Annotated in this window: 16 protein-coding genes and 1 pseudogene; 7 read left to right on the top strand and 10 right to left on the bottom strand. The window is 66.8% G+C overall.

Annotated elements, in window-relative coordinates:
- Nucleotides 1–9: 9 nt before the first annotated feature.
- The 5 genes from ACK8GG_RS01735 to ACK8GG_RS01715 are packed head-to-tail and all read right to left on the bottom strand — an operon-like array spanning nucleotide 10 to nucleotide 10,111.
- Nucleotides 10–2,748 carry a sigma factor-like helix-turn-helix DNA-binding protein gene (locus tag ACK8GG_RS01735; protein WP_440355362.1) on the bottom strand — a complete coding sequence of 913 codons (2,739 nt, stop codon included), beginning with the start codon at nucleotides 2,746–2,748 and terminating at the stop codon, nucleotides 10–12.
- A 45-nt stretch (nucleotides 2,749–2,793) separates the two neighbouring features.
- Complete coding sequence (locus ACK8GG_RS01730; RefSeq protein WP_440355361.1) at nucleotides 2,794–4,803, bottom strand: AIPR family protein; 2,010 nt, start codon at nucleotides 4,801–4,803, stop codon at nucleotides 2,794–2,796.
- The gene (locus tag ACK8GG_RS01725; protein WP_440355360.1) at nucleotides 4,800–5,804 is read right to left on the bottom strand and encodes a PD-(D/E)XK motif protein; all 1,005 of its coding nucleotides are present in this window, start codon (nucleotides 5,802–5,804) and stop codon (nucleotides 4,800–4,802) included. The genes ACK8GG_RS01730 and ACK8GG_RS01725 overlap by 4 nt, the downstream gene beginning before the upstream one ends.
- Entirely contained in the window at nucleotides 5,801–8,587 is a 2,787-nt protein-coding gene (locus tag ACK8GG_RS01720) for a Z1 domain-containing protein (protein WP_440355359.1), read from the bottom strand. Before ACK8GG_RS01720 ends, ACK8GG_RS01725 begins: the two co-directional genes overlap by 4 nt.
- A gap of 45 nt (nucleotides 8,588–8,632) precedes the next feature.
- Nucleotides 8,633–10,111: an ATP-binding protein gene (locus ACK8GG_RS01715; protein ID WP_440355358.1), complete on the bottom strand. Its 1,479-nt coding sequence runs from the start codon at nucleotides 10,109–10,111 to the stop codon at nucleotides 8,633–8,635.
- A 262-nt stretch (nucleotides 10,112–10,373) separates the two neighbouring features.
- Here ACK8GG_RS01715 and ACK8GG_RS01710 point away from each other — a divergent pair, with 262 nt between their 5' ends.
- Nucleotides 10,374–12,323 carry a DNA cytosine methyltransferase gene (locus ACK8GG_RS01710; protein WP_440355357.1) on the top strand — a complete coding sequence of 650 codons (1,950 nt, stop codon included), beginning with the start codon at nucleotides 10,374–10,376 and terminating at the stop codon, nucleotides 12,321–12,323.
- Between the two features lie 16 nt (nucleotides 12,324–12,339).
- On the opposite strand, the gene ACK8GG_RS01705 is transcribed toward ACK8GG_RS01710, so the two are convergent.
- The 4 genes from ACK8GG_RS01705 to ACK8GG_RS01690 form a co-directional block, all read right to left on the bottom strand.
- On the bottom strand, nucleotides 12,340–13,644 hold the full coding sequence (locus tag ACK8GG_RS01705) for an ATP-binding protein (protein ID WP_440355356.1): 1,305 nt from the start codon (nucleotides 13,642–13,644) through the stop codon (nucleotides 12,340–12,342).
- A 68-nt stretch (nucleotides 13,645–13,712) separates the two neighbouring features.
- Complete coding sequence (locus ACK8GG_RS01700) at nucleotides 13,713–14,093, bottom strand: very short patch repair endonuclease (protein ID WP_440355355.1); 381 nt, start codon at nucleotides 14,091–14,093, stop codon at nucleotides 13,713–13,715.
- A gap of 557 nt (nucleotides 14,094–14,650) precedes the next feature.
- Nucleotides 14,651–14,953, bottom strand: coding sequence for a hypothetical protein (locus ACK8GG_RS01695; protein WP_440355354.1), 303 nt, complete (start codon nucleotides 14,951–14,953; stop codon nucleotides 14,651–14,653).
- Nucleotides 14,950–15,354, bottom strand: coding sequence for a DivIVA domain-containing protein (locus ACK8GG_RS01690; protein WP_440355353.1), 405 nt, complete (start codon nucleotides 15,352–15,354; stop codon nucleotides 14,950–14,952). The genes ACK8GG_RS01695 and ACK8GG_RS01690 overlap by 4 nt, the downstream gene beginning before the upstream one ends.
- 399 nt (nucleotides 15,355–15,753) lie before the next feature.
- Between ACK8GG_RS01690 and ACK8GG_RS01685 the strand changes: the two genes are divergently transcribed.
- From ACK8GG_RS01685 to ACK8GG_RS01660, 6 genes are all read left to right on the top strand, one after another.
- A complete protein-coding gene (locus ACK8GG_RS01685; RefSeq protein WP_440354352.1) occupies nucleotides 15,754–15,981 on the top strand; it encodes a winged helix-turn-helix domain-containing protein in 228 nt (75 codons plus the stop codon).
- 122 nt (nucleotides 15,982–16,103) lie between these two features.
- Nucleotides 16,104–16,727 (top strand): DUF6308 family protein, encoded by a 624-nt coding sequence (locus ACK8GG_RS01680; RefSeq protein ID WP_440354353.1) that lies wholly within the window; start codon nucleotides 16,104–16,106, stop codon nucleotides 16,725–16,727.
- An 11-nt stretch (nucleotides 16,728–16,738) separates the two neighbouring features.
- Nucleotides 16,739–17,590 (top strand): HNH endonuclease, encoded by an 852-nt coding sequence (locus ACK8GG_RS01675; RefSeq protein ID WP_440355352.1) that lies wholly within the window; start codon nucleotides 16,739–16,741, stop codon nucleotides 17,588–17,590.
- 84 nt (nucleotides 17,591–17,674) lie between these two features.
- A complete protein-coding gene (locus ACK8GG_RS01670; RefSeq protein ID WP_440355351.1) occupies nucleotides 17,675–18,055 on the top strand; it encodes a GIY-YIG nuclease family protein in 381 nt (126 codons plus the stop codon).
- A 344-nt stretch (nucleotides 18,056–18,399) separates the two neighbouring features.
- A complete protein-coding gene (locus ACK8GG_RS01665) occupies nucleotides 18,400–18,996 on the top strand; it encodes a hypothetical protein (RefSeq protein ID WP_440355350.1) in 597 nt (198 codons plus the stop codon).
- 265 nt (nucleotides 18,997–19,261) lie between these two features.
- A complete protein-coding gene (locus ACK8GG_RS01660) occupies nucleotides 19,262–19,732 on the top strand; it encodes an HIT family protein (protein WP_440355349.1) in 471 nt (156 codons plus the stop codon).
- 87 nt (nucleotides 19,733–19,819) lie between these two features.
- On the opposite strand, the pseudogene ACK8GG_RS01655 reads toward ACK8GG_RS01660, so the two are convergent.
- Nucleotides 19,820–21,145: pseudogene (locus ACK8GG_RS01655) on the bottom strand (M14 family metallopeptidase); the annotation flags it as partial.
- Between the last annotated feature and the right edge of the window lie 54 nt (nucleotides 21,146–21,199).

Genomic DNA, 21,199 nt, shown 5'->3' with positions numbered 1-21,199 from the left:
ACCGGCGGGTCAGGCGCTTCCGGATCGCCTCCGGAGCAGCCTGGTGGTGCTCCGATAGCGCTCGGCCGGTTCGCTGTCTGCCGGGAAGTACTGGACCATGCCCGTCACAGCCCCACCGGCATCCCGGACGGTCACCGATCGGCGCTCGGCTACGGCCTGAATGATCCCAAATGCCTCGTACTCGCGAATCCAGCCCACGATGCGTTCACCCGTGGCCCGGCTCCTCGCCAGCACAACGGGCGCACGCGACCTGGTGGCGTCGCCGGACCCTTCGTCCACGTAACGCGCCCAACCGACGATTTCGTCCCCATCGTGGACCGGGACATCCGAGTGCAGTTGGTAGGCGAGAACAGCGGCCTCCGCCTCGTGCGGGCGTACCCACCCGGCGCTGCGGTAGCCCGGCGGAACCGGTGCGCTGCTCTCCTGGTCCTGGGCCACCTGCGCGCCAGTCCCTGCCGGCTCGGGCCGGCCCGTTCCGTCGCCCGCGGCCGCCGTATCAGCCTGCGTCCGCTCGACTTCAGAGGAGCCCGAGGGTTCTGACCCCAAGCCCTCACCGGTGCCGCCGGACCACGCCCGTTCAAGGAGTTCCGCGATGTCGTCGTCACCGCGCTGCCGGTACGCCGCGACGAGATCCCGGGGCTCGACATCGGCGGCCAGCTCGATCGCTCTCGCCAGAGCCGCCGGCGCCTCCTCGATGTCCCAGACCGCTTCCGCGCAGCCAGTCAGCGTCACCGCCTGCATCAGTGGGTGGTCATCCGCGCTGATCGCTTCCTGGACGGAGACCTCGAAGCGACCGTAGGGACCAAACCCGAGGAAGACGTTTTCCCCCTCTCGGACGTCGAGACGGTCGAGGAACCTCTTGATCGTCCCGCTTGAGGGCTGTCTGCCCGTCCAGCGGATGCTGTGCGTGCCCAGTTCCGACTCAAGCTCCACGACCTCGCCCTGCGAACAGCCGACGACGACGGCCACCCCGGACGGGACGGGAAAACCAGAACCGCGCAGGTGGTCGCGAGTAACGGTCACGCGCAACTGCCACCAGTCCTCGTCGTACCGGAAGAGCCTGCGGGTGTCGCGTGGCTCCTTACGGGGCGGTGCGGCCGGGGTGGACCTGCGCTGGACGACGCCCTGCACGATTTCGTAGTCACCGTTCCCGGCGTACGCCTGCACGCTGCTGGCGGAGACGTCGAACCGGCTGGTGATGGATCTGACCAGCTCCTTGAGCTCGATCCGGCCTCCCGCGGCGGCGAGTTCGAGCCCGATCTGCTGCCTGATCGACGTGTACTCCTCGACCTCCCAGCTGGCGAGCCCCCAGCTCGCCCGATCGGTCCTGACGAACCGCTCGTCGATGGCGAGCTGGTTGACCAGAGACCGGATGTTGCTGTCCCGCCCCATCTCCGTGTGGAGGTCGTCGATATGGAGAGGCTTGCCTGTGGCGGCGAGCAGGCCGGCGGCATGATCAGCCAGCGAACGGGTGCGGGTCAGGACGTGCCCGTTGTACAGCGGGTAACCGCACCAGCTGAGCCATGCGAGCAATTCCGCCTCCGGCATCGAGATGGCACTCGCGACGACGGCAATGTCGACCAGACCGTGGTCCGTCGCGAAGTCCTCCAGCAGGATCCGCGTCTGCTCCCGTGCCGCTTCGACGTCCGGCGAAGCCGCCCAGCCGTCCATGACCTCGAAATAGTCGTCGAGGCGGTCGAGGACGAGCCAGAAGGGGACGTCGAGTCCTGGGACGTCGCGCGCCAGATCGGGATGGAGGGCGATCAGCCGGTCGAGGGCCGCGATCGGCTGGATCTCGGTCCGCAGGCTGGCAAGCAGATCGCCGATCGCAGTTCCGAAGTGGAACCGCGTGTCCAGGACATCCTTGACCTGTGATTCAAGCTGCCGGACGCGTTCGCGGCTGACACCGAATTCGGCCCCGAGTTCGACGAGTGTCCTGGGTGGCGTGCCGAGGAAGCGGTCACGCAGGATCCGGATCTGCCGCTCGTCGAACTGGGAGACACAGGCGGTGAACTCGAGGACCGGGTCGGTGCGCCCCATACCGGGAGGCAGAAGATCATCGGCCGTAAGGGAGTTGAGCCGGAAGGTCACCTCCTGAAGCTCTTCCGGCGCTCCCTCCTCGATTACGACCCGGAGCAAGGGCTGATCCGACCCGCGGCGGAGCCGGCGCCACGCCGCGATTTGCGCCAGATCCTCCAGCAGTTGACGCTTCACGGGAGGCAACTGGACCTGGGAGTCGCCCTCGACCGGCCCGTGTTCTTCCTCGGGCTCCTCCCATCCGTCGACCTCACCGGATCGGACGATTGCCGCGGATACAAGCCCGGCGACGAGTTCCTCGATAGTGCCGTGGCCGGTCCCCCGCACCCCGTAGAAGTCCGCAACCGTGAGCGGCTCGAGGTCGGCCACGGTCTGCGCCCGCAGGCGCTGGAAGGCCGTCGCCACTCTGGAATTGGTGGCGAGACCAGCGAGCGGCGTCGCCCGGGGGATCTTCGGGAAGCTTGATCCGATGGTGGCGTCCGCATGGTGGAGGACGAACATCTGCGCCAGCCGACGGCAGAGCGTCTCGTGCTCCACCATCATCGTCGTCACCGCCGGCGACTCGGTGATCCACCAGTCGGGTGACGGTGTCAGATCGGCGATCTCGCGTGCCGTCGCCGGTGTGTACGGGGCCAGCCAGGGCAACAGCCTGGCCCAGGGCGCATCGTGATAGGCCTCTGGAGGCAGTTCGCCAAAGCCCGTATCGCTCACAGTCATCCTCCATGACCCATGCTGAAACCTCGCCTTTGCACCCGGTCAGGCCGTCGTGTGGAAGCCGAGCCGCTTGGCCTCTTCGATGGCCCGCAGCGCCTGGGAAGCCAGTTTGTCGGCGATCTCCCAGTCGTTGTTGAGGTAGCGGCCGAGGTTCTCGGCGACCTGCCGTTGCCACGGCTCGAGGTTCTGGGTCTCCTTCGCCCAGCGGGCCAGGGCGAACCACTCAGGGGCGGGCACGGCCTTCACCGCCGCGACATCTCCGCTGACGGCGTCGTCCTGGCTCACAGGGTTGCTGTCCTCGACAGGTTCTTCGGCCAGTTCGGCGACCGAGCTGTCCGGAACCTGCCACGGGATCGCGAGCACTTCCTCCCAGCAGTCCGGGCGCTTCGCCCATTCGCCGATGTTCGTACCGGTGCGCGGAGGCGTGACGATCACTTCCCGGACAGGCTGGCAGAGTTCGTCCAGCGCAGCCGTCAGCGCAGGGCTCAGGCGCTGCTCGCGCCAGATGCGGTCGAGGTCGATGCGACGGCCGGTGGCCTCTACGATGCGGGCGATGGAGTACGCGGTGATATTGATCTTGTAACCGCCGAAGTTCCGGGCGGCGACGATCTTGTCTGTGGCCTTGAAGAGAATCGCCTTGGCGATCAGACGCTGGGCGTAGCTCACGTTGACGTCCGGCACGGCGTCGCCCATCCGCATCATCATCTCGCGGAAGTTCTTCTCCGCACCGCGGCTGACGAGATGGGGCAACCCGGACCAGGAGTGGATGTACTTGGCCGCATCCGCCTTGGTGAACTTCTGCGCCAAGGGATGGAGTGCCTTGAACTTGCGCTGGTTCGCCGGCGTCCGCTCCCGGGCCAGCGCATCCGTGTACTGCCCCCGCGCCCGCTCGTAGAACCAGCGGGTCTCCTGTCCGCTTCCGTCGGCCGCAGGTGCCCAGAGGGACCGGGTCACCTTTTCCAGGCTCACGTGGAAGGGGTGGTTCGAACTGAAGTCGACCACCGTGACCTTGTTCTGGGTGTTGGAGTACTTGGAGATCTCCGGAACGATCTCCTGGAGCCGGTCCGCGGAGACCCGGGTCAGCTTCATCTGCACGTGGACCCGGCCGAGATCGGCCTTGTCCCGGGCGTACGCAGCATGGATGGAGGCGGTGGTCTGTCCACCGTTCACGATCTGCAGGTCGTGGATCCGGCTGATCGCCTGCCCGCCGTCGGGCAGGTGGGTGAACTCGACCTTAGATGCGGTGGCGGTGATGCCGTTGTTGTACGCCAGGAAGCGGTCGGGGTTGTTCAGGAGCGTGTCCCGGATGCCCCGGTTGACGCCGCCCTTGGTCTGCAGGAACGAGCGGACGTTGAGTTCGAGCAGACGGGTGCCGTGCCTGCCGTACAGATCTGCCAGCTCCTGCCCGGGGATGATGGCGAGGAAGACCGAGTAGTTCCGGTCCGTCTCTGGCGTCGCCAGGCAGGGCAGCGGGGTGTCGAACTCGACCACGATCGGTTCGCTGAGCGTCCCCGAGGAGGAAAGCCGGTGCAACCGGTTGAGGTCCCAGATCTCGTAGCTGACCTTCAGCCCGTCGAGTTCGCCGGGGGGAAGTGCCGACACCGTGCTGACGACGTCGGTGAGCAGGAAGAGACGGATCCGCGGCGCGTCCGACAGCGTCTTCTCGACCGCCTGGCACATGTCGTGCACGTCGGACGACTCGTCGATGTCACGTGCGAGACCGTCGCGGCACTTGCGGACGAAGGCGGCCACCCGCTTGAACAGAGCTTCAACCTGCGCCTTGGACAGGCGGTCCTCGGTGGGAGCCAGGCTGAAGTGGGTGATGAACAGGTCGAGGGTGCCGAGGGACTGGTTCGCACCGTAACCGTTGACCTCCAGGCCGTGCGCCCGGTGATACGCGGTGAAGGTGTTCTCCACTTCCCCGGCCTGCTCAAGATCGTCGAGCACCCGACGGGTGAAGGTGTCGGGTGCGGTGGCGTTCTCGGCCTCCGCGGTCGCGAGCACATCTGCAACAAGCCCCTGGACGTATGTCTGCAGATCCTGCTGCGTCACGATTCCCCCTTGATGATGCCGATGGCTCGGTCTGCCGGCACCTCGTACGGGCCCAGGCCGGCGAGACTGATGCGGTAACTGCAGCCACCGACGCCGGGGCGAAGGTCGCTCTCCACGATCCGCGGAAACTCTCCGGCGACGTCCCAGAAACTCGTCCGCAGCACCGTGTAGCGCGGTTCGTCGTAGAGGTGCCGATGCTCGGAGAGATATCCGGCTGTGACGAGCAGAGCGGCGAGCAGGCCGGCCGGCCCCGGGCCGAGACCGCGGAGCAGGTCATCGATGATCTCGTTGAGCGACTCACCCGACCCGCCTTGGCGCTCCTCCACCGAGAGATGGCAGAGCAGCAGCCGCTTGACGCTCCGCCCGTCGAGCTGCCGTTCGCTGGCGATCGTGACGGCGCGCGGGTTCTTCCCGGCGCCGGTCTTCACCTCGATCGCGCAGGCCGCCATCTGGAAATCCTGGTCGGCAGCGGCTGGACCACGCCACGCGGACACGGCGGCCGCCGGACCGACCGCGGGCACGACGTGATCTCTGAGAACGGCCAGTTCCCCGAAGAGGCCGAGTCGCGCTTCGGCTCCGAGTCCGGTGTCGGCGATCGACTGGAGCAGACGGCGCCAGTGCTCGAAGCGGCCCACGGCGGCCCGGAGGGCGGCGACCGGACCCCGTTCGGCCGCGACAGCGCCCGCGATGTCGGCGATCAGCGGGTTGAAGACCTCCCGCCGTTCCCGGGCGGTCAGTACCACCTGCAGATCATGGCGATCCCCACCGGCGGGCACGATCTGCAGCGAGAGCCCCTTGGTCTGCGGCAGGACCGGGTTCTCACGCAGAAGCTGCGCCACAGCAGCCGTCGGAACGGTGATCAACAGGAGCCGTTGGCGGGTCTGCTGATCAACCCCCAGGAAGATGTCGTGCTCGGAGCGCGGGAACAGCCGGAGCCTGGCGGTCCCATGAGGACGCTCTTCCGCCTCGAGCGCCTCCCAGTCACCTTCCAGAATCATCATGCGTCGTCGGCCTCGTCATCGATGTCCAGCCCTTGCTGCCTCCAGATCTCGTTCACGACGTACTCGGTCTCGGTGGGATGCTCCGAGAACGGGAAGCTGATCGCGAATCCGACCAGGGGAGGCGGCTGCTTTTCGGCGGTCCAGTCGGGGTGCTGGATCGGGTAGATCAGGAGAAGTGGACGGTCCGCGGGACGGAGCAGCCGTAGCGGTGCGCCGGTCGCGACCTTGACGGCGTCCGCCTCGACTGGCTTTTCGGTCTTGAGGGCACGGGCCTTGCGCGTTGCCTCCAGTGCCTTCGCGTACAGATCACGCGGAAAGTCCCGGCCCTCGTCAGCCGGGCTGAGGACGCGCTTGATGGTGTAGCGGCCCGGCTCGTCCACGTGGTTCTTTGGGCGGGAACGAGTCACCGGAATCCGGGTGTGGCCTGCGATCTTGAATGCCTCACCTCTCGGCGCCCCGACGAGCCGCACCGTCCACCGGGTCAGCTCGCCCACGCCTGCACACCGACGGACGTACTCGGCGATGAGCGCCGGCCGCACGCGGTACGAACCTCGGTCAGGCACATAGCCCTCGAGGAAGTTGTCGACAATGTCGGACGGCGGAACGTCCTTCCAGACGAGGCTGGCGTGATCCTCGGTGGCGGTGCCCTGCTGGTCCAGGCTCCTGACGAAGCGCTCGAGGTTGTCGAAGTTCTCCTTCACCACGTCATCACGCAGGTTGAACGTGGTGGTTTCGGGGAGTTCACCCGAGTAGCTCAACCGGACCTTCACACCGCGGCGCATTTTGTTCGGAGCCGTGACGGCCAGGCCGGCCGAGGAGGCACGCACCCGCAGCCCGAAGGTCTCCGGGGTGGCGCCCATGGTTGACATCGCCACGAAATCACCGCGGAGCTCGTTGTCCGCAGCGGTGATCTCGGCGTACGCGTTCCGCAGGTCATAGGTGGTGTAGAGCCGGCAGAGATCCTCGTAACGGGGGCGGTACCCGAACCAGCGCCCCATCTGCAGGAGCGTGTCGTACGTGTTCGAGGCGCGCAGGTAGTAGCTGACGCTCAGTCCTTCGAGGGTCAGTCCCCGGGAGAGCCGGTCGCCGCCGACGGCGATGATGGAGAGCCCCTTCTTGCGGTGCTCGTAGTACTCCAGGGCGTCCCGGGAACTGCCGTTGATCGCCCGCACCTGGATCTTGAGCAGCGCCGGCCGCAGGTGCTCCTCGACGTCGTCCCATGCGGTCGCGAGACTGCCGTCCTCGCCGCACTGCGCGGTGGTGGGGACGAAGTCCCGCTCCCAGAGATCGCGGAGTTCGGTGAGCACCTGCTTCGCCTGGTCGCCCATGGTGTCACGCAGCCTGTCCCGCAACAGCGCCACGTGGTCGTCGATCTGCTCGTGGATCCGGTTCTGGACATTCACCAGGCGGGTCACGTGCACGAGCATCGAGTTGTGATCCCGCTGCTGTCCGCGCGCCGAACGGGCAGCACAGGTCAGCACGAAGGCATGGATCGCCTCGACGAGAGATTCCGGCATCTCCTCCGGCGGCACCCATTCCTTTTTGTGCTTCGGAGGCATCCAGTGCTCGTAGTCCTCGACCGGACGGAAGATCGGCAGCGCGGCCACGTTGCCGTCATCTCCCCGGCTGAGCCCGAAGACCCGCTCGGGTCCCAGGTAGTTCGACGGTGCCCGCAGGCTTTCGATGAAGCTCTCCGGGAAGAGATCCAGGCCGAAGGTGTCGTGCTCCGAGTTCGGCCGGATGTAGATGTTCGCGAACGGGGTGGCGGTGTACCCGACGTAGGCGGCCTTCTCGAAGCTGTTCAGCAGGTGCCGGATGGCAGCGTTGATTTTGGTGGGGTCGGTGTCGGCGTCCTTGCTCGTGTCGATCGACGCATGGTCCGCCTCGTCGTCGATGACCAGGAGCGGGATCTCGCGTACGACCTTCGTCTTTCCGTCGCTCTTGAGTTCACCGTTGACCTCGACGATCCACTTCCGCACGTACTCGAGGATGCTGCGGTGCTTTTTGATCACCAGCACGACCGGGTAGTCCCCGATCGGAAGACTGATCTTCGCGGCGATGTCCCGCCGGAAGTCCCCGTTCTCCGCGCTGTTGGTGAGAGAGGCGATCTTCAGCCGCTTCGCGCCGGGCATCGCACCCACACCGATGTGCGCGCTGTTGGTGTTCTCGTCGTAGCGGTTCTGGTACTGGGTGTCGAAGCCGAGCAGCCCCTCGTCAACCCGCAGCTGGGTCTGACTGCGCAGGCTGTTGTGGATGCCGGCGAGGATGACGATCAGCTTGTACCCGGCGTCAGCCGCCTTGGCGGCGAGCCCGATGAAATTGCCGGTCTTGCCCGACTGCACCTGTCCGACGACCAGGCCTGTCCGTCGCCACGGCCCCGGCCGACGCGGATCCTCAAGATGGCCCAGTACACGCCGGGTGCTCGAATCGAGCTTTCTGACCACCGGGGGTGGCATGAGACGGACGTCCTCGAGATACCGCCGGTACCGGCCCCAGAAGTCCCAGTCGCGCTCGATCTCGGCCTCGGTCAGCCACTCGATGTGATTCCGGTCGTCGACCAACCCGACCGGTTCGCCCTGCCACACCACGATTCGCGACTGGATCTCCCGGAGCAGGAGACTCTTGTCCAGCGCCACCCCCATGGAGTGCTGCATGCCCCAGATCATGTCGACACCGCGAACGACATCGGAAGGCTCGGCCTGCCGGTCCTGCGGCAACAGGTTGAGCACGAGTCGGATCGACTGCTCGAGAGTCTGGTCCTGTTCGTCGGTGCTGATGGTCACTGCGCCCTCCAGGGGATGACGGCGGTCAGGTCGGGATGGGCTCGATCAGCTGTGACGCCAGAAGCCGTCGAACCGGTCGAAGGGAGGCGACGCGGCGAGACGTTCCTTCGCCTCCCGAGGCGTACTGCCCTGGTTGACGAAGGCGGCGTAGACCCGGTTCGCCACCTCGTTGACCTCCTTGGACGGCGCGTCGAGGAACGGCTCCGGGTCATCCGTCGCGTCACCGTCATGCAGGATCCGGAGCGCGGCGACCGGCACGGTCTCCTCGAGCAACCGGATCAGGGCCCGCGCGTCGACAACCGCGTCCGGACCGCCCTGCAGCACCTCACGCACGAGCGGATGGTCCCGGTTGATCCGGCAGCGGATGCCGCCGTCCCGCTTCTCGACCCGCCAGGCGTAGACAAACTCGGCGCCGCGCTCGCGCGCGGCGATCCGGCCCCGGTGGCTGAGCACCTCGGCGGCTCTGCTGCGGGCGGCGGTGCCGATGCGCGTCAGATGCCGCCGGATCGCGACCGGCGGAACAGCCGTCGACTTTCGGACGTCGATGGCCCAGTCCGCGTCCGCCTCGGCCGGCACCTCCACGACGATGCGGGCGAGGTTGTATCTCTCGTCCCGCCGGAAGCCACGGATGCCCAGCCAGTCGCCGGCCATGATCAGCCGGTCCCTGCGGTACACGTAGAAGCCCTGCTGGTCCAGCAAGCCGCCCGGCCCGGCCGCCTGTTTCTGCTGCTCGGCGTCGAGCTTCTTCGGATGCGGCAGGATGAACGGCTCGATGCGGATGATGTGGCCGCCGACGGGCAGGTGCTCGACGGGCAACCGCTGAACCGACGGGTGGTTGCCGAGAAAGGGGTCCCAGGCCTTGACCGCGACCTCGTTGACGGTCATCGTCACCCGGTTCCGCCCGGCGAGGAACCGCGCGAAGACCATGCCCAGGTGCTCCTCGACCCGGGTCGCCTCCCCGTAGAACTGCTTCTGCGCCGAGACGTCGTCGGAGGTCACGCCGTCGGCAACGAAACGGTGCAGGTCCCTCCAGACCACCGCCGTCCCGGGCCCGCCCTCCGGTCTGAGGTCCTTGAGCACCCGGACGGTGTCCTCGTCGGCGCCGTGCAGCAGCCGCCACTCGCCCGTCTCGGCGACGACGGAGAGGTCCCAGGTCCGGACCGCGTCCTCGGCGCTGCTCGCGTGCCGCGTGCCCACGGTCAGTCTTCCCGCCTGGGAGAACGACGCGCTCTTCAGTCCCATCCCGAAACGGCCGAGGTCTTCGGAGGCACGGGCGTCGTACGAGCCACGGGCCGCCACGGTCATGGCGCTGATCAATCCCCGGGTGGTCATGCCACATCCGTCGTCCACCACGGCTACCCAGGAGTCCGATCCGGCCCAGGTGAAGAAGACGTCGATGCGCCGGGCGCCGGCTGAAAGGCTGTTGTCGATCAGGTCGGCGATGGCCGCCTCGATGCTGTAACCCAGCGACCTGAGCGAGGTAATGGTGCCCGCCGGATCGGGATTGGCGATGTCGTAGCTCAAGACAGTGGGCTCCAGTTGGTGCAGAAACCTGGGCGGTGCCGCACGGTCGGGGAAGTGCAGGGGTTCTTGGTCGGACGGTACAACGGCCCTGGCTGCTTGCCAATGGAAAACGAGGGCGGGTCGTGTTTCTGTCGGTACGCATTTCGGCCCGCACGGATGACTCCAGCTCAGGTCAACAGGGCGGGAGGCTGCACCAACGGTTGGGCACGTGTCGACAGCGGTGGGCTACGGACCGCCGGGCGTCGGCCGGTAACCTCCCACCGTGACCAGTGAAATCCAGCCTGCCGCCCCTGCCCGCCGCCGCGGCTACGGAGTCAAGCTGGTCCGCGGCCCGTTCGTCCGGCTCGCGCCGCACCCCGAGGCGTGCACGGAGCCGGAGGAACTGCTGGATCTCGCCGCGAAACTGCACGACAGAGGCGAACGACTTGCCGCTGATCTGTTCAGCGGTGCGGGCGGTCTGAGCCTCGGCCTGGACGCGGCCGGCTACAAGGTCGTGCTCGCCGTCGACCACGACGCGGAAGCGGTGGAAACGCACCGCCACCACCACCCGGGCCTCAGCGTCGACTGGGACCTGGGTGACCCGGACCGCGTACGGCAGGTCGGCGAGCTGATGAAGGCCGCCGGCATCGAGTTGCTGGCCGGCGGTCCGCCCTGCCAGCCCTTCTCCAAGGCCGGGCGATCGAAGATCCGGCACCGCGTCCGTGAGGGCCTGCGTGACCCGTACGACGAGCGACGGGACCTTTGGCGTTCGTACCTGGAGATCGCGCGGATCGCGCGCCCGCAGGCGGTTCTCATGGAAAACGTGCCGGACATGGCCCTCGACAAGGAGATGTTCATTCTCCGGACGATGGTCCACGAGCTGGAATCGATGGGCTATTCGGTCGAGGAACGCCTGGTGGAGACCTTCCGCTACGGGGTTCCGCAGTTCCGCCAGCGGCTCATCCTTGTGGCGTTGCGGGACAACGTCCAGTTCACCTGGCCTCAGGAGCAGCCGGACCGGGTGACAGTCTGGAACGCCATCGGCGACCTTCCGCCGGTGGAGGGCGGATGGCGCCCTGCCAATGGCGCTGAGGGCTGGAGCGATTACGACGGCCCCGCCAGCGACTTCCAACGGCGCATGCGCAAGGCCGTGCCCGCCGGCGACGAGCACAAGGTCTTCGACCACGTCACCCGGCCCGTACGCGAGGACGACGCCCGGGCCTTCGAGGCCATGGACCACAACACGCGGTACAGCGACCTGCCGGACGAGGTGAAGCGGTACCGGGACGACATCTTCGACGACAAGTACAAGCGTCTCGACGAGAACAACCTCTCCAGGACGATCACCGCGCACATCGCCAAGGACGGGTACTGGTACATCCACCCACGCCAGAACCGCACCATCACCGTTCGCGAGGCCGCACGGTTGCAGACCTTCCCCGACTGGTTCCGCTTCGCGGGCCCTCCCTCGGCGGCGTTCCGTCAGATCGGCAACGCCGTACCGCCATTGCTGGGGGAACACCTGGCGGCCGCCGTGCGCAAGTCGTTGGACGAGCCAGTTCCTGCCACGACCACGACCCAGGATGTGGCAGGTGTTCTTGCCGGGTGGTTCGAGAGCGGCGCCGTCCGCGGCATCCCCTGGCTGCGTGCGACCGCCCGCTGGCAGGTGATCCAGGCCGAGCTGCTGCTGGACCGCGCACCCGCTGAGGTCGCCCGCCTGATCTGGCCCCTACTGGCACGCTGGCGAATGCCACAGGACACGGTTCTCGCCGAGAACGAACTGGTGGAGATCAGCAAATGGGCGTCCCGGCCACAACGGGCGGGGATGATCCTTGAACTGGCGGGCCGGCTCGCCGAGACTCCCGAGGTACTGCTGGATGACGACGCCCTGCGTAAGGTGCCCGGCTTGACGGAGTCCGTCGCCGACCTCGCGATCCTGGTTGTTCCCGCTGAGGGTGACAGCGGTTCCGAGGAACCTGTGCTGGTCACCAAGGGCGTACTTCGGGTGGCCGCCCGATTCAGCGGGGACCCTGTCAACCGGCGGAACCGACTCACTGACGGACGGCTCGAAATCGCCCGGATGATCGGCGCGGACAGCAACGCCCGCAGCGCCCACCTGGGCCTAGTGGAGCTGGCCAATTCGCTGTGCCGCACCACCGAACCCGCATGCAATGCCTGCCCGCTGCAGAAGCTCTGCGTCGAATCGCGGGCGGACCCGCTGCGGCTCTTCTGAATCGCCGTCGAGCTGCTCAGTCGTTGAGCCGCAGCGACTCCGCAATTTCCGGCGCTTCGCGGCGCAGCAGGGCAGCGATCCGCTGCCATGCTTCCCACTCGCCGGCCTGCATGGCCGCAGCGCGGAGCGCCAACCCTGCCGTCGACACCGCCTGGGCCGCAGCGCGGACATCAGGGGCGGCATCCAGGTTTCCGGGAACCGGTTTGGGCTTGGTGCGGGCACCGCGCCGGTAGGCGTCGTTGGCGTAGATGCAGAGCTCGTTGACCGGCGCCTCGATCATCTGACGGAGTTGCGGAGGAAGAGACACCTTCATCTTCGCCACGTTGATGTTGAACGCCGTGTCGAGATCGGTGCTGAAGTCGATCGCCGCACGCGCCAACTTGGTGTGCTCGTCAATGCCCCGGATGCCGCTCCAGCCGCCCCACTGCACCAGACGGTTCGCCCGGTACACGTAAAGCCCCTGCTGACGGTTCCAGTTGAGCGGACCGGACAACCGTTCGAATTCACTCGAATTCGAGAAACGGTCACGTGAAGGAAGTATGAATCGACGGAGACCGACGTGGCCGGACACCTCGCCAATAGCGACCTCGAAACGCTGCGACGGCAACTCCGTGCAGGCTTCCTCATCGGGCGCGAACGGGTTCCAGGGCTTCACTTTCTGCCCGTTGACCGTTATCACCAGCGGGGTTCCGCCTTCCAGCCCTTCAAGGAAGCGGTGGAAGACAATCCCGAGGTGTTCGGCCGTCTTTGTCGCCAACGCTTCGAGTCGGCGCCGCGCCCAACCGCCCTCGGGCCGCTTCTCGGGCAGCACGCGGTCGAGGTTCCGCCACAGGACAACAGTGCCGGTCCCCTCCGCCAGCCACTGCTTGGCTCGGGCCACGTCCGGATCCGCCCCCGGATCGACGACCACCCACTGGTCCCACTCCTCCACCACGTCCAGATCGAGGACGCGGGCGGCCGTCCGCACCACCTCCGGATTGCTCCGGGAGATCACGCCGACGGACCTGCACTGGGATAGCGAGGCGGTTTTGAGCCCGAGACCGTAGCGACCGAGTTCACCCTGCCCGTATGAACGACGGGTGCCGAGCCGAAGACCCTCCAGCAGTGCTCCCGGCGACATGCCGTGACCGTCGTCGGCGATGTACACCCGGGACTTGGATCCGGCGAACTCCATCATGATTTCCACCCGGGTCGCTCCAGCAGCAACGCTGTTGTCGACCACATCCGCGACCGCGGTGGGGAAGTCGTAACCGATGTCCCGCAACGAGCTGGTCAGGCGCGCGGCCGACGGGGCCACCTCGAACCAAGCCTTGTCTGGCATGTCGGCCCACCTCCATCAGCGCTCCAGCAGCGGGACCAGGATGTCACACGACACCCCTGAATGCTGCTTCAGGCACTGCCTCCGTACCGCAAGGCTCGCCACAGGCGCGAGATCTCGTCCGCGACGCGCTCTGGATTCTCGTGCTCCCAGAAGTGGCAGACGTGCCAGTTGAGCGCCACTAGTGCGGCGTCCTTCTCCCGGTCACGCTCGACATTGCGCTGCAACTTCGCTTGCCACCACTCACGGTTATTCTTTGGCAGCACCCCATGTTCCGGACAGCGGTGCCAGAAGCAGCCGTCAACGAACACGGCCAGACGCACCTTCGTGAAGGCGATGTCGGGCCTTCCCGGCAACCCCGGGTGGTTGGTCCGATAACGCAGCCCACGCCTGTGCAACTCTCTCCGAACGGCCACCTCGGGCTTCGTGGATGCTCTCGGCATCCTCTTCATCTGGGATGAGACCGCCCGATTCAGGGGAGGCGGACGGCTTCCCGCTGAGGAACTGCCGGCAGACGTACCCATTTCCAGCGCAATCAGCGGTGCCTGAGGTCCGGAAAAGCTCGCTCGAGAATCTCCATGAGGCTAAGGGCCGCCTTCAAATCCAGCTGCAGACTCTGGCTCGATTTTCTTTCACTCTCGCGGTCATCACTGCCGAACGTGCTCAGATGCAGTAAACGTTGTGACCCGTTGTTGATGACAACGTATTCGCAATCCACCTCTGTTGGATGCACCTTGACACTCTGCTTCGACGGACCGAACGACCGAACACGCGCCACAGGGTTCCTCCTCGCTGCCAACGCGGAGATACTAGACCCGTGGAAGGAATGCCAGCCTGCCGCGCCTTCTCCCTCCCTGCCTGGCCAGTGGAAACCTTCGACGCAGGTGGCTGCGCAGATGCGGGGCAACGATGGCGTCGGCGTTACCCGCATCGACAAATTGATCTTGCGATCCGCGTCCGGGTGAAGATGTAACCGGCAGGTCAGGACGTCCGCGAGCGCATGTAGGGATCAGCGGCGGCGGGAGGTGCCGTACGGGCGGCCGTTGTGGGGTGAGCGGGGTGGGCGGTCGGTGCAGGGGTGGAGGTGTTCGGCGCGGAGGATGCAGCGCCGGCCGCCGGGGAGTAGCTGGTCGCAGAAGGCGCGGTGGTGTTCGCTCTGGGTGTCTTCGGCGGAGACGGTTGTTTCGCCGGGGTCGAGTTCGGTGAGGAATGACAGGGCGCGGGCGGCCGTACGGGCGAGGATGCGGGCGCGCGGCAGGTCTGCTGCGGTGACGGGGAGGTGGATTACCCAGCGGGTGTTTGGGTCGGTCATCGGCGTGCGTACTCGTAGGTGTTGCGGGCTTGGCGGCTCTGCCAGTCGCGCAGGGCGTCCTTGATCCGCAGGGTTTCGTCGCGGCTGTTGGCGAGCTGGGCGTACATGGTGGTGAGGTCGTCGGCGATCCGCTGGAGGAAGGCGTCCACCTCCGCCGGGTCGACGCCCCGCCGTCCCCAGCGGGTCGGTGAGAAGCGCCGGTGGCGCACCTGCCAGGGCAACAGCGGCAGACGCGGCGGCTTACGGGTGTCCGCCGCCGGCACGTGCCCGACCGCTGGGCCGCTATCGGCCCACCGGCTGGCGTGTGGTGACCAGGCGTCGGCGTGCTGGGCGAGGTCTTCGAGTGGTCCTGTCCGGTTGTCCTCGGAGCGGAGAAAGATCCGTCGGAGCAGGTTGCGCATCGGTTCCGCCTTTCTCGTTCAGGTGCCAGATGGATGGGTGGTCCTGCCGTGCGGGTGCCGGCAGGACCACCCGGCCCTGCCACCGCAGCCCAGCGGCGAGTACGACAGCAGGACCAACTAGTGGGTGCATCTGATGGATGGCCACGGCAGAACGGCACGCCGTTGTGTCGCCCTGCCGTGGACCGATCCCGGCGACACAAACCCGGTGCGTAAGGCGCCAACCAACCGCACGAGGTCCGCTTGCCGAGATCGAAGCTAGCCACTCCCTCAACCTCTGTCAACCCTTGCTTCCCTATTAGCCCTGGACCATCTGGCTACTAGCGTTCCCCTCGCATTCCTTGCTCCTGAGGTAGGGGTTGATCGATACTGGGCGCGCCAACCAACCGCAAGGGGCCCGACGTGCCGATTCCGCCGACGATGAACGAGCTGCTCGAAGACCTGGTGAGGAGGATCGATGAGGGCGAGCTGCCGCCTGGCTCGCAGATCCCATCCACGAGCGAGCTCGCCGACCACTACAACCTCTCGCTGTCGACGATCCATCGCGCAGTAGCCACGCTGCGGAAACAGGGCATCCTGATCGGACGCCCTGGACGTGGAGTCTTCGTCGCAGAGAACCAGTCACGCTGACTCGTCGGCGGCGTGGGCGGTCATGCATCGACCGATGACACATGAAATTCCGACGTGTTTCGGGCCGGCGCCCCCCGTTCGTCCATGGACAGTCATGACTCTCACTGGCAGGGTCTCCAGTCATGACGTTCCGGCTGCCCGAGGCGCTCCAGACATCCGATGACGCCACCGCCATCGCCTTGTTGAGGCGCTACTACGGTGCGCCGTATCTCGGTGCCGGCTGCGCAGACGGCGCACACTTCGACACCTGGGCGACCGACAGCGACCCCATGCGGTTCACCGCCGACGACCTGCTCGCGGTCAAGTTCCTCTCCGTCGAGGCACCCAAAACAGCCGTACGTGCGCTGCTACGGGACCGCGCCGATGAGTTCGCCGCCCTGCTCATGGAACTGGGCCCCGACCGCGACTTGGCCGACGAGGACAAACCACTCGACAACTCCTGGCCGGGATGGCGGCTCGAAGACAAGCTGCGCCTCATTCCAGGCGTCGGCAGGACCACTGCCTCCAAGCTGCTGGCGCGGAAGCGGCCGCGTCTGCTGCCCATCTGGGACATCGTGATCCGTGACGTGACCGATACCTCGAAGGACCAGTGGGAACCGCTTCGCGTGGCACTGCGCGCCGACAAACTCGCGCTACACCGCCGGCTGCTGCACCTCCGTGATGCGCTTCAGCTTCCGGAGGAGATCAGCGCGTTGCGCATCCTCGACGTGATCGCGTGGCGCGAAGGCAAAGACCGAAGCCTGTAGGACGGAGAGATATGCCAGCCACGCACTGGATCTATCCCACGAACGAACAGAGCTACTACTCCCTCGACACGCAAGGAAACATCGAGGTATCGCCGCAGACTGTGCTCCACCACATCCGGCGGATGCGCGACGAGGCTGATCAGTGGCTCTTGACGACGGGTTTCCGCCAGATGCGCCCTGGTGACGCCATCTGGATCTATGCCTCGAACCCACACCAGTACATCTACGCACTCGCTCAAGCCGTCGACGTGGATCACGACGGTGAAAGGTGGCTCATTTCGCTGGCCTGGGACCGTGCCGCCACTGAGCGGCTGATTAGTGATCCCATCCCACGGTCGATGTTCGGTCAGGTAGCGCGGACTGCGGCCGTCCGAGCCGACCAGCACACCAGCAAGGTGCTTGACGACTGGCTGACGAGTCAGAAGGTCACGCTGGCCACTCTGAGCGGCGAGCCCGGCTCTGACGAAGATCTGCGACTCCGTACCCTGCGATCCATCGTTCTAAGGCAAGGGCAGCCGGCTTTCCGGCGTCGCCTGCTCGATGCATACGACGGGCAGTGTGCTGTCACCGGTGAACGAGTCGAGGGCGTGCTCGAAGCGGCCCACATCGGTGGGTACAAGGGGGCGCACACCAACCGTCCTGACAACGGCCTACTTCTCCGCTCGGATCTACACGCGCTGTTCGATTTACACCTGATCGGAATAGACCGGGACGGCAAACTCGTCGTTTCCGAAAGCCTCGCCGGTTCCACCTATGCGAAGTTGCACGGCAAGCCACTGTTCGTTCCCCATCGGCCGCAGGACCGCCCACTAAAGCGCAGCCTTGCCGCTCACTTGCGCCTGCTGAGCAAGCCACATAGGTGATCATGTAGAGGGTCTGCGTGGAACCGGGTGCGGAGCCAGCACCGTACGGGGACACGCGCCTGAGGACGCCGGTAGTCTCCCCGGATGCTCGATCTTGAAGAACTCCTCGATGGCTTCACGCCCCCGCGGCCGTACACGATGGAAGCCGCCGCCGACGCTCCCCCGGCGCCCGGCGTGCACGTGGTCCTCGACGCCGGCAGCGTCGTCTACGTCGGCTACACCGGCAACCTGCGCAGCCGCCTCCGCCAGCACCTGACCGGCAACCGGGGCTCTTCCGTGCTGCACGACCAGATCGCGCACCTCTTCGACACCCCGGACCACACCGCCACCACGGACGACGTCGTCGCCTGGCTGGGCCGTCGCGAACTGCGCTGGCAGGAAACCGACGACCCAAAGCCCGCGAAGGAAACACTCGTGCGCGCCCTCCAGCCCTGCTTCAACCGGCAGATCCCGAAACCGCGCTGAAAGCCAGGAGGCCTGGATACGCAAAAGGACCGGGACCCGGCGGAGTGCGAGGTCCCGGTCCAGGCTGGACATGCGCCCGCCGATAGGTGCAGCAGATGCCGTCGACGAGCCGGGCAAGCTGGTCTAACTCGTCCACGGGCAGCGAGCCGTCATTCTCACACCACGCTGCGATTGCCGGGTGCACAGGTGATCCAGGGCGAGGCACTCACGGAGTGCTCCCTGCCGATAGCGATGTTCAGGCGTGGCTGGTGTCGGGTCACTGTCGAGGACGTCGACGGGCAGCGCGCATGGAGCAACCCCATCTACCTTGGACCGGGTGCTGGCCCGTCCCGCACACCGCAATCGTGAAGATCGAGAGAAGGGAAGCTCTCATGCTCTGGCCCGCGCTCCGGGTGCTCTCTCAGGGAACGCTGACATCCGACCAGCTGCAAGAGCTACTCGGCATGCTTCAGCTCGTCGGTACTCCTCGCAGCGAGGGGCCCGCAGCGGCGAAGAGCGTGGCTCACCGTTCCTTCGCAGACACCCCCGGTACCCGTCTCGTCCTGGATCTGGCCCCCACCGGGGAGTCCGGCTGGGTGCTCACTCTGTTCTTCGACGGGGAACCGCCCTCGAATGAGACCGTCGACAGCCACCGGGCGCTGCTCCGCGAGGCCGTCGATCGGTTCGGCCTCACTCTCATCGAGATCACCCCTGCCGCCACCGCCAAGGAGGTTCACGTCCCACCTCAGGAGCCGGCCGGCGCCGTTGAGCCGACCGTCGGCAGTGTCTGGGACCTGCCGTACACGGAGCTGGACCAGCTTTGGGCCCACGTGGGCCTGCGCAAGGACGCTCCCAGGGACGTAAAGGCGGTCAAGCTACGCGAGGTGATGCGGAGCCCGGCATGGCCCAGCGCTCCTGAAGCCCTTCAGCGTCAAGTCGAGTCCTTCCTCCACGGCACGTGAGTCGGTAGCGCCCACGAGCTCGGCAGCATCGCTATGACGGGTTGCGGTGACCCGCCATGGCGGTCGACGGTTGGGTGAACTGTGCCCCAGGAGCACGCGCATTGGGGGGCTGATGACGGCGTTGACACCAGCCTGCGCACGCCGATCAACGGGCACCCATGTCGCGAGGCGCCGCCGACGAACGCGCCTGGGTTACCCTTCACGCCCCGGTGACACCGCAACGTTGAGGAGTGTCATGTCAGAGCGGTCAGCCTGCCTTTCCTGCGTGCAGAATGCCGAGGACACGAACAACCGCCGCCCGGAGAACTGGATCGCCTCCGACGAGCACTGGCGGGTTGGCCACGCGTTCGGTGCCGCGGTCGCCGGCTGGCTCGTCCTGGTGCCGCGCCGGCACGTCGTCACCATCGCGGACCTCACCGACGAGGAAGCCGCCGCGCTGGGGACGTGGCAGGTCCGGTTGTCCCGCGCACTGCACGCGGTGACCGGATGCGCGAAGACCTACGTCGTGCAGTTCGCCGAGCAGCAAGGTTTTGCGCACGTCCACTTCCACATCGTGCCCCGCGCTGACGGGCTGCCCGAGCAGTTCCAGGGCCCTCGGGTCTTTGCTCTCATCGGCAAGCCGGACCAGCCCGCTGTCGCTTCCGCCGAGGTGACCCGGGTTTCCGCTGCCCTGCATGCCCACCTGCAAAGTCCGCCCGTGCCCCGCCACGCCGTAACCGCGCTACGGCCCCGCTGAGAGTCGGAGCGAGCCGGACACACCGAAGGACCGGGACCCCATGTGGGGGGATGGGTCCCGGTCCAGCTCGGTATTACGGATCCGTCAGCAGTACGTCGACTGCTTGCCGATCACCCGGTACGCGCAGTCCGCGTACTCGGCCAGCAGCAGCACCGCGTTCTTGTTCCGCGACGTCTGCGCCGCGATCACCTCGTCCGGCGGGTAGAACCCACCCCCGGACGCCGACCCCGGATACATCTCGAAGGTGTACGCCCAGATCCGGTGCGTGGCCCACATCCAGTCGATGCTGCTCCCATCGGTGATGTACAGATCGCTGGACTGCTGCGGGGTGTAGTTGTTTGTCGCCGCCATCTGCTGCCCGAGGGTCGCGAAGGTGTTGTACTGGTCGGCGTTCATGCCCGTGGCGGTGTTCGCGGTGGTGTAGCCGTACGGCCAGAGCACCAGCTGCGAGTACGTGTGGAAGTCGATGTTGGCCTTGATCTGCTGGACACCACCGACGACGCGGCTGTTGACGAAGTTGCGCAGCGCCGCGGTCTCGGGGGCGGAGAAGGCCGACGGCCCGCGATAGGTGTCCGACGACTTGGAGCTCGACGAGCCGCCGCAGCAGCCGAAGTTGTAGCCCCAGTTGCGGTTCAGGTCGGTGCCGATGTACGACGAGCCGCTGTTGGGCTGGCGGTTCTTGCGCCAGGAGCGGTAGGAGCCGGTGGCGATGTCGTACTCGCTGCCGTCGGGGTTGACGCTCGGCACGATCCAGATTTCGCGGCTGTTGACGACGTTGGTGACCCGGGTGTCGCTGCCGTAGCTGTCGGTGAAGAGGTTCATCAGATAGATGGCCATCTCCACGGTCAGGTGCTCGCGGGCGTGCTGCTGCGAGTTGAAGAGGATCTCCGGCTCGTTCTCGTCGGTGCCGACGTTGTCGGAGATCTTGACGGCCATCAGGTCCCGGCCCTGGTACGACGTACCGATGCTGATCTTGCGGGCGATGCCCGGGTGGTCGGCGACGACCTTGTTCACCGCGGCGGTCAGCTCGGCGTAGTTGTGGTAGCGGGAGTCCGCCGACGGGAAGTCCATCGTGCCGACGCCCTCGTCGTGCGGCGCGGCCGCCGGGGCGGCCGGCACCGCCTCCAGCTGGAAGCCGAGCTTGCGGATCGCGGCGGCCTCCGTGCGGGTGGCGGAGATGTTGAGTACGCCGTGCTCGGAGTAGTCGATGGCGGCGCCGGTGGCGGCCACCGCGTTGCGGTCGTCGAGGGTCTTCGGGCCGAGCACCCGGTACTGCGCGGCGGCGGGGGCCTCACCGCGGGCCGGGGCCGGCTGGGCGCCGGCCGGGCCGGCGGCGCTGCCGATCAGGGCCAGGCCCAGCAGCGCGGCGGCGACCGGGACGAACCGGCGCCGGTGAGGTACGGGTCGGGACATGCCTGCCTCCTGGGGGAAGGGGAGGACCGGAGTCGCGGGGGTGACAACTCCGGC

The organism is Melissospora conviva, assembly GCF_049523535.1.
In the GTDB taxonomy this organism is placed as follows: domain Bacteria; phylum Actinomycetota; class Actinomycetes; order Mycobacteriales; family Micromonosporaceae; genus Melissospora; species Melissospora conviva.
The sequence above is the reverse complement of the archived record's forward strand: the minus strand, read 5'-3'. Positions and strand labels throughout refer to the sequence as shown.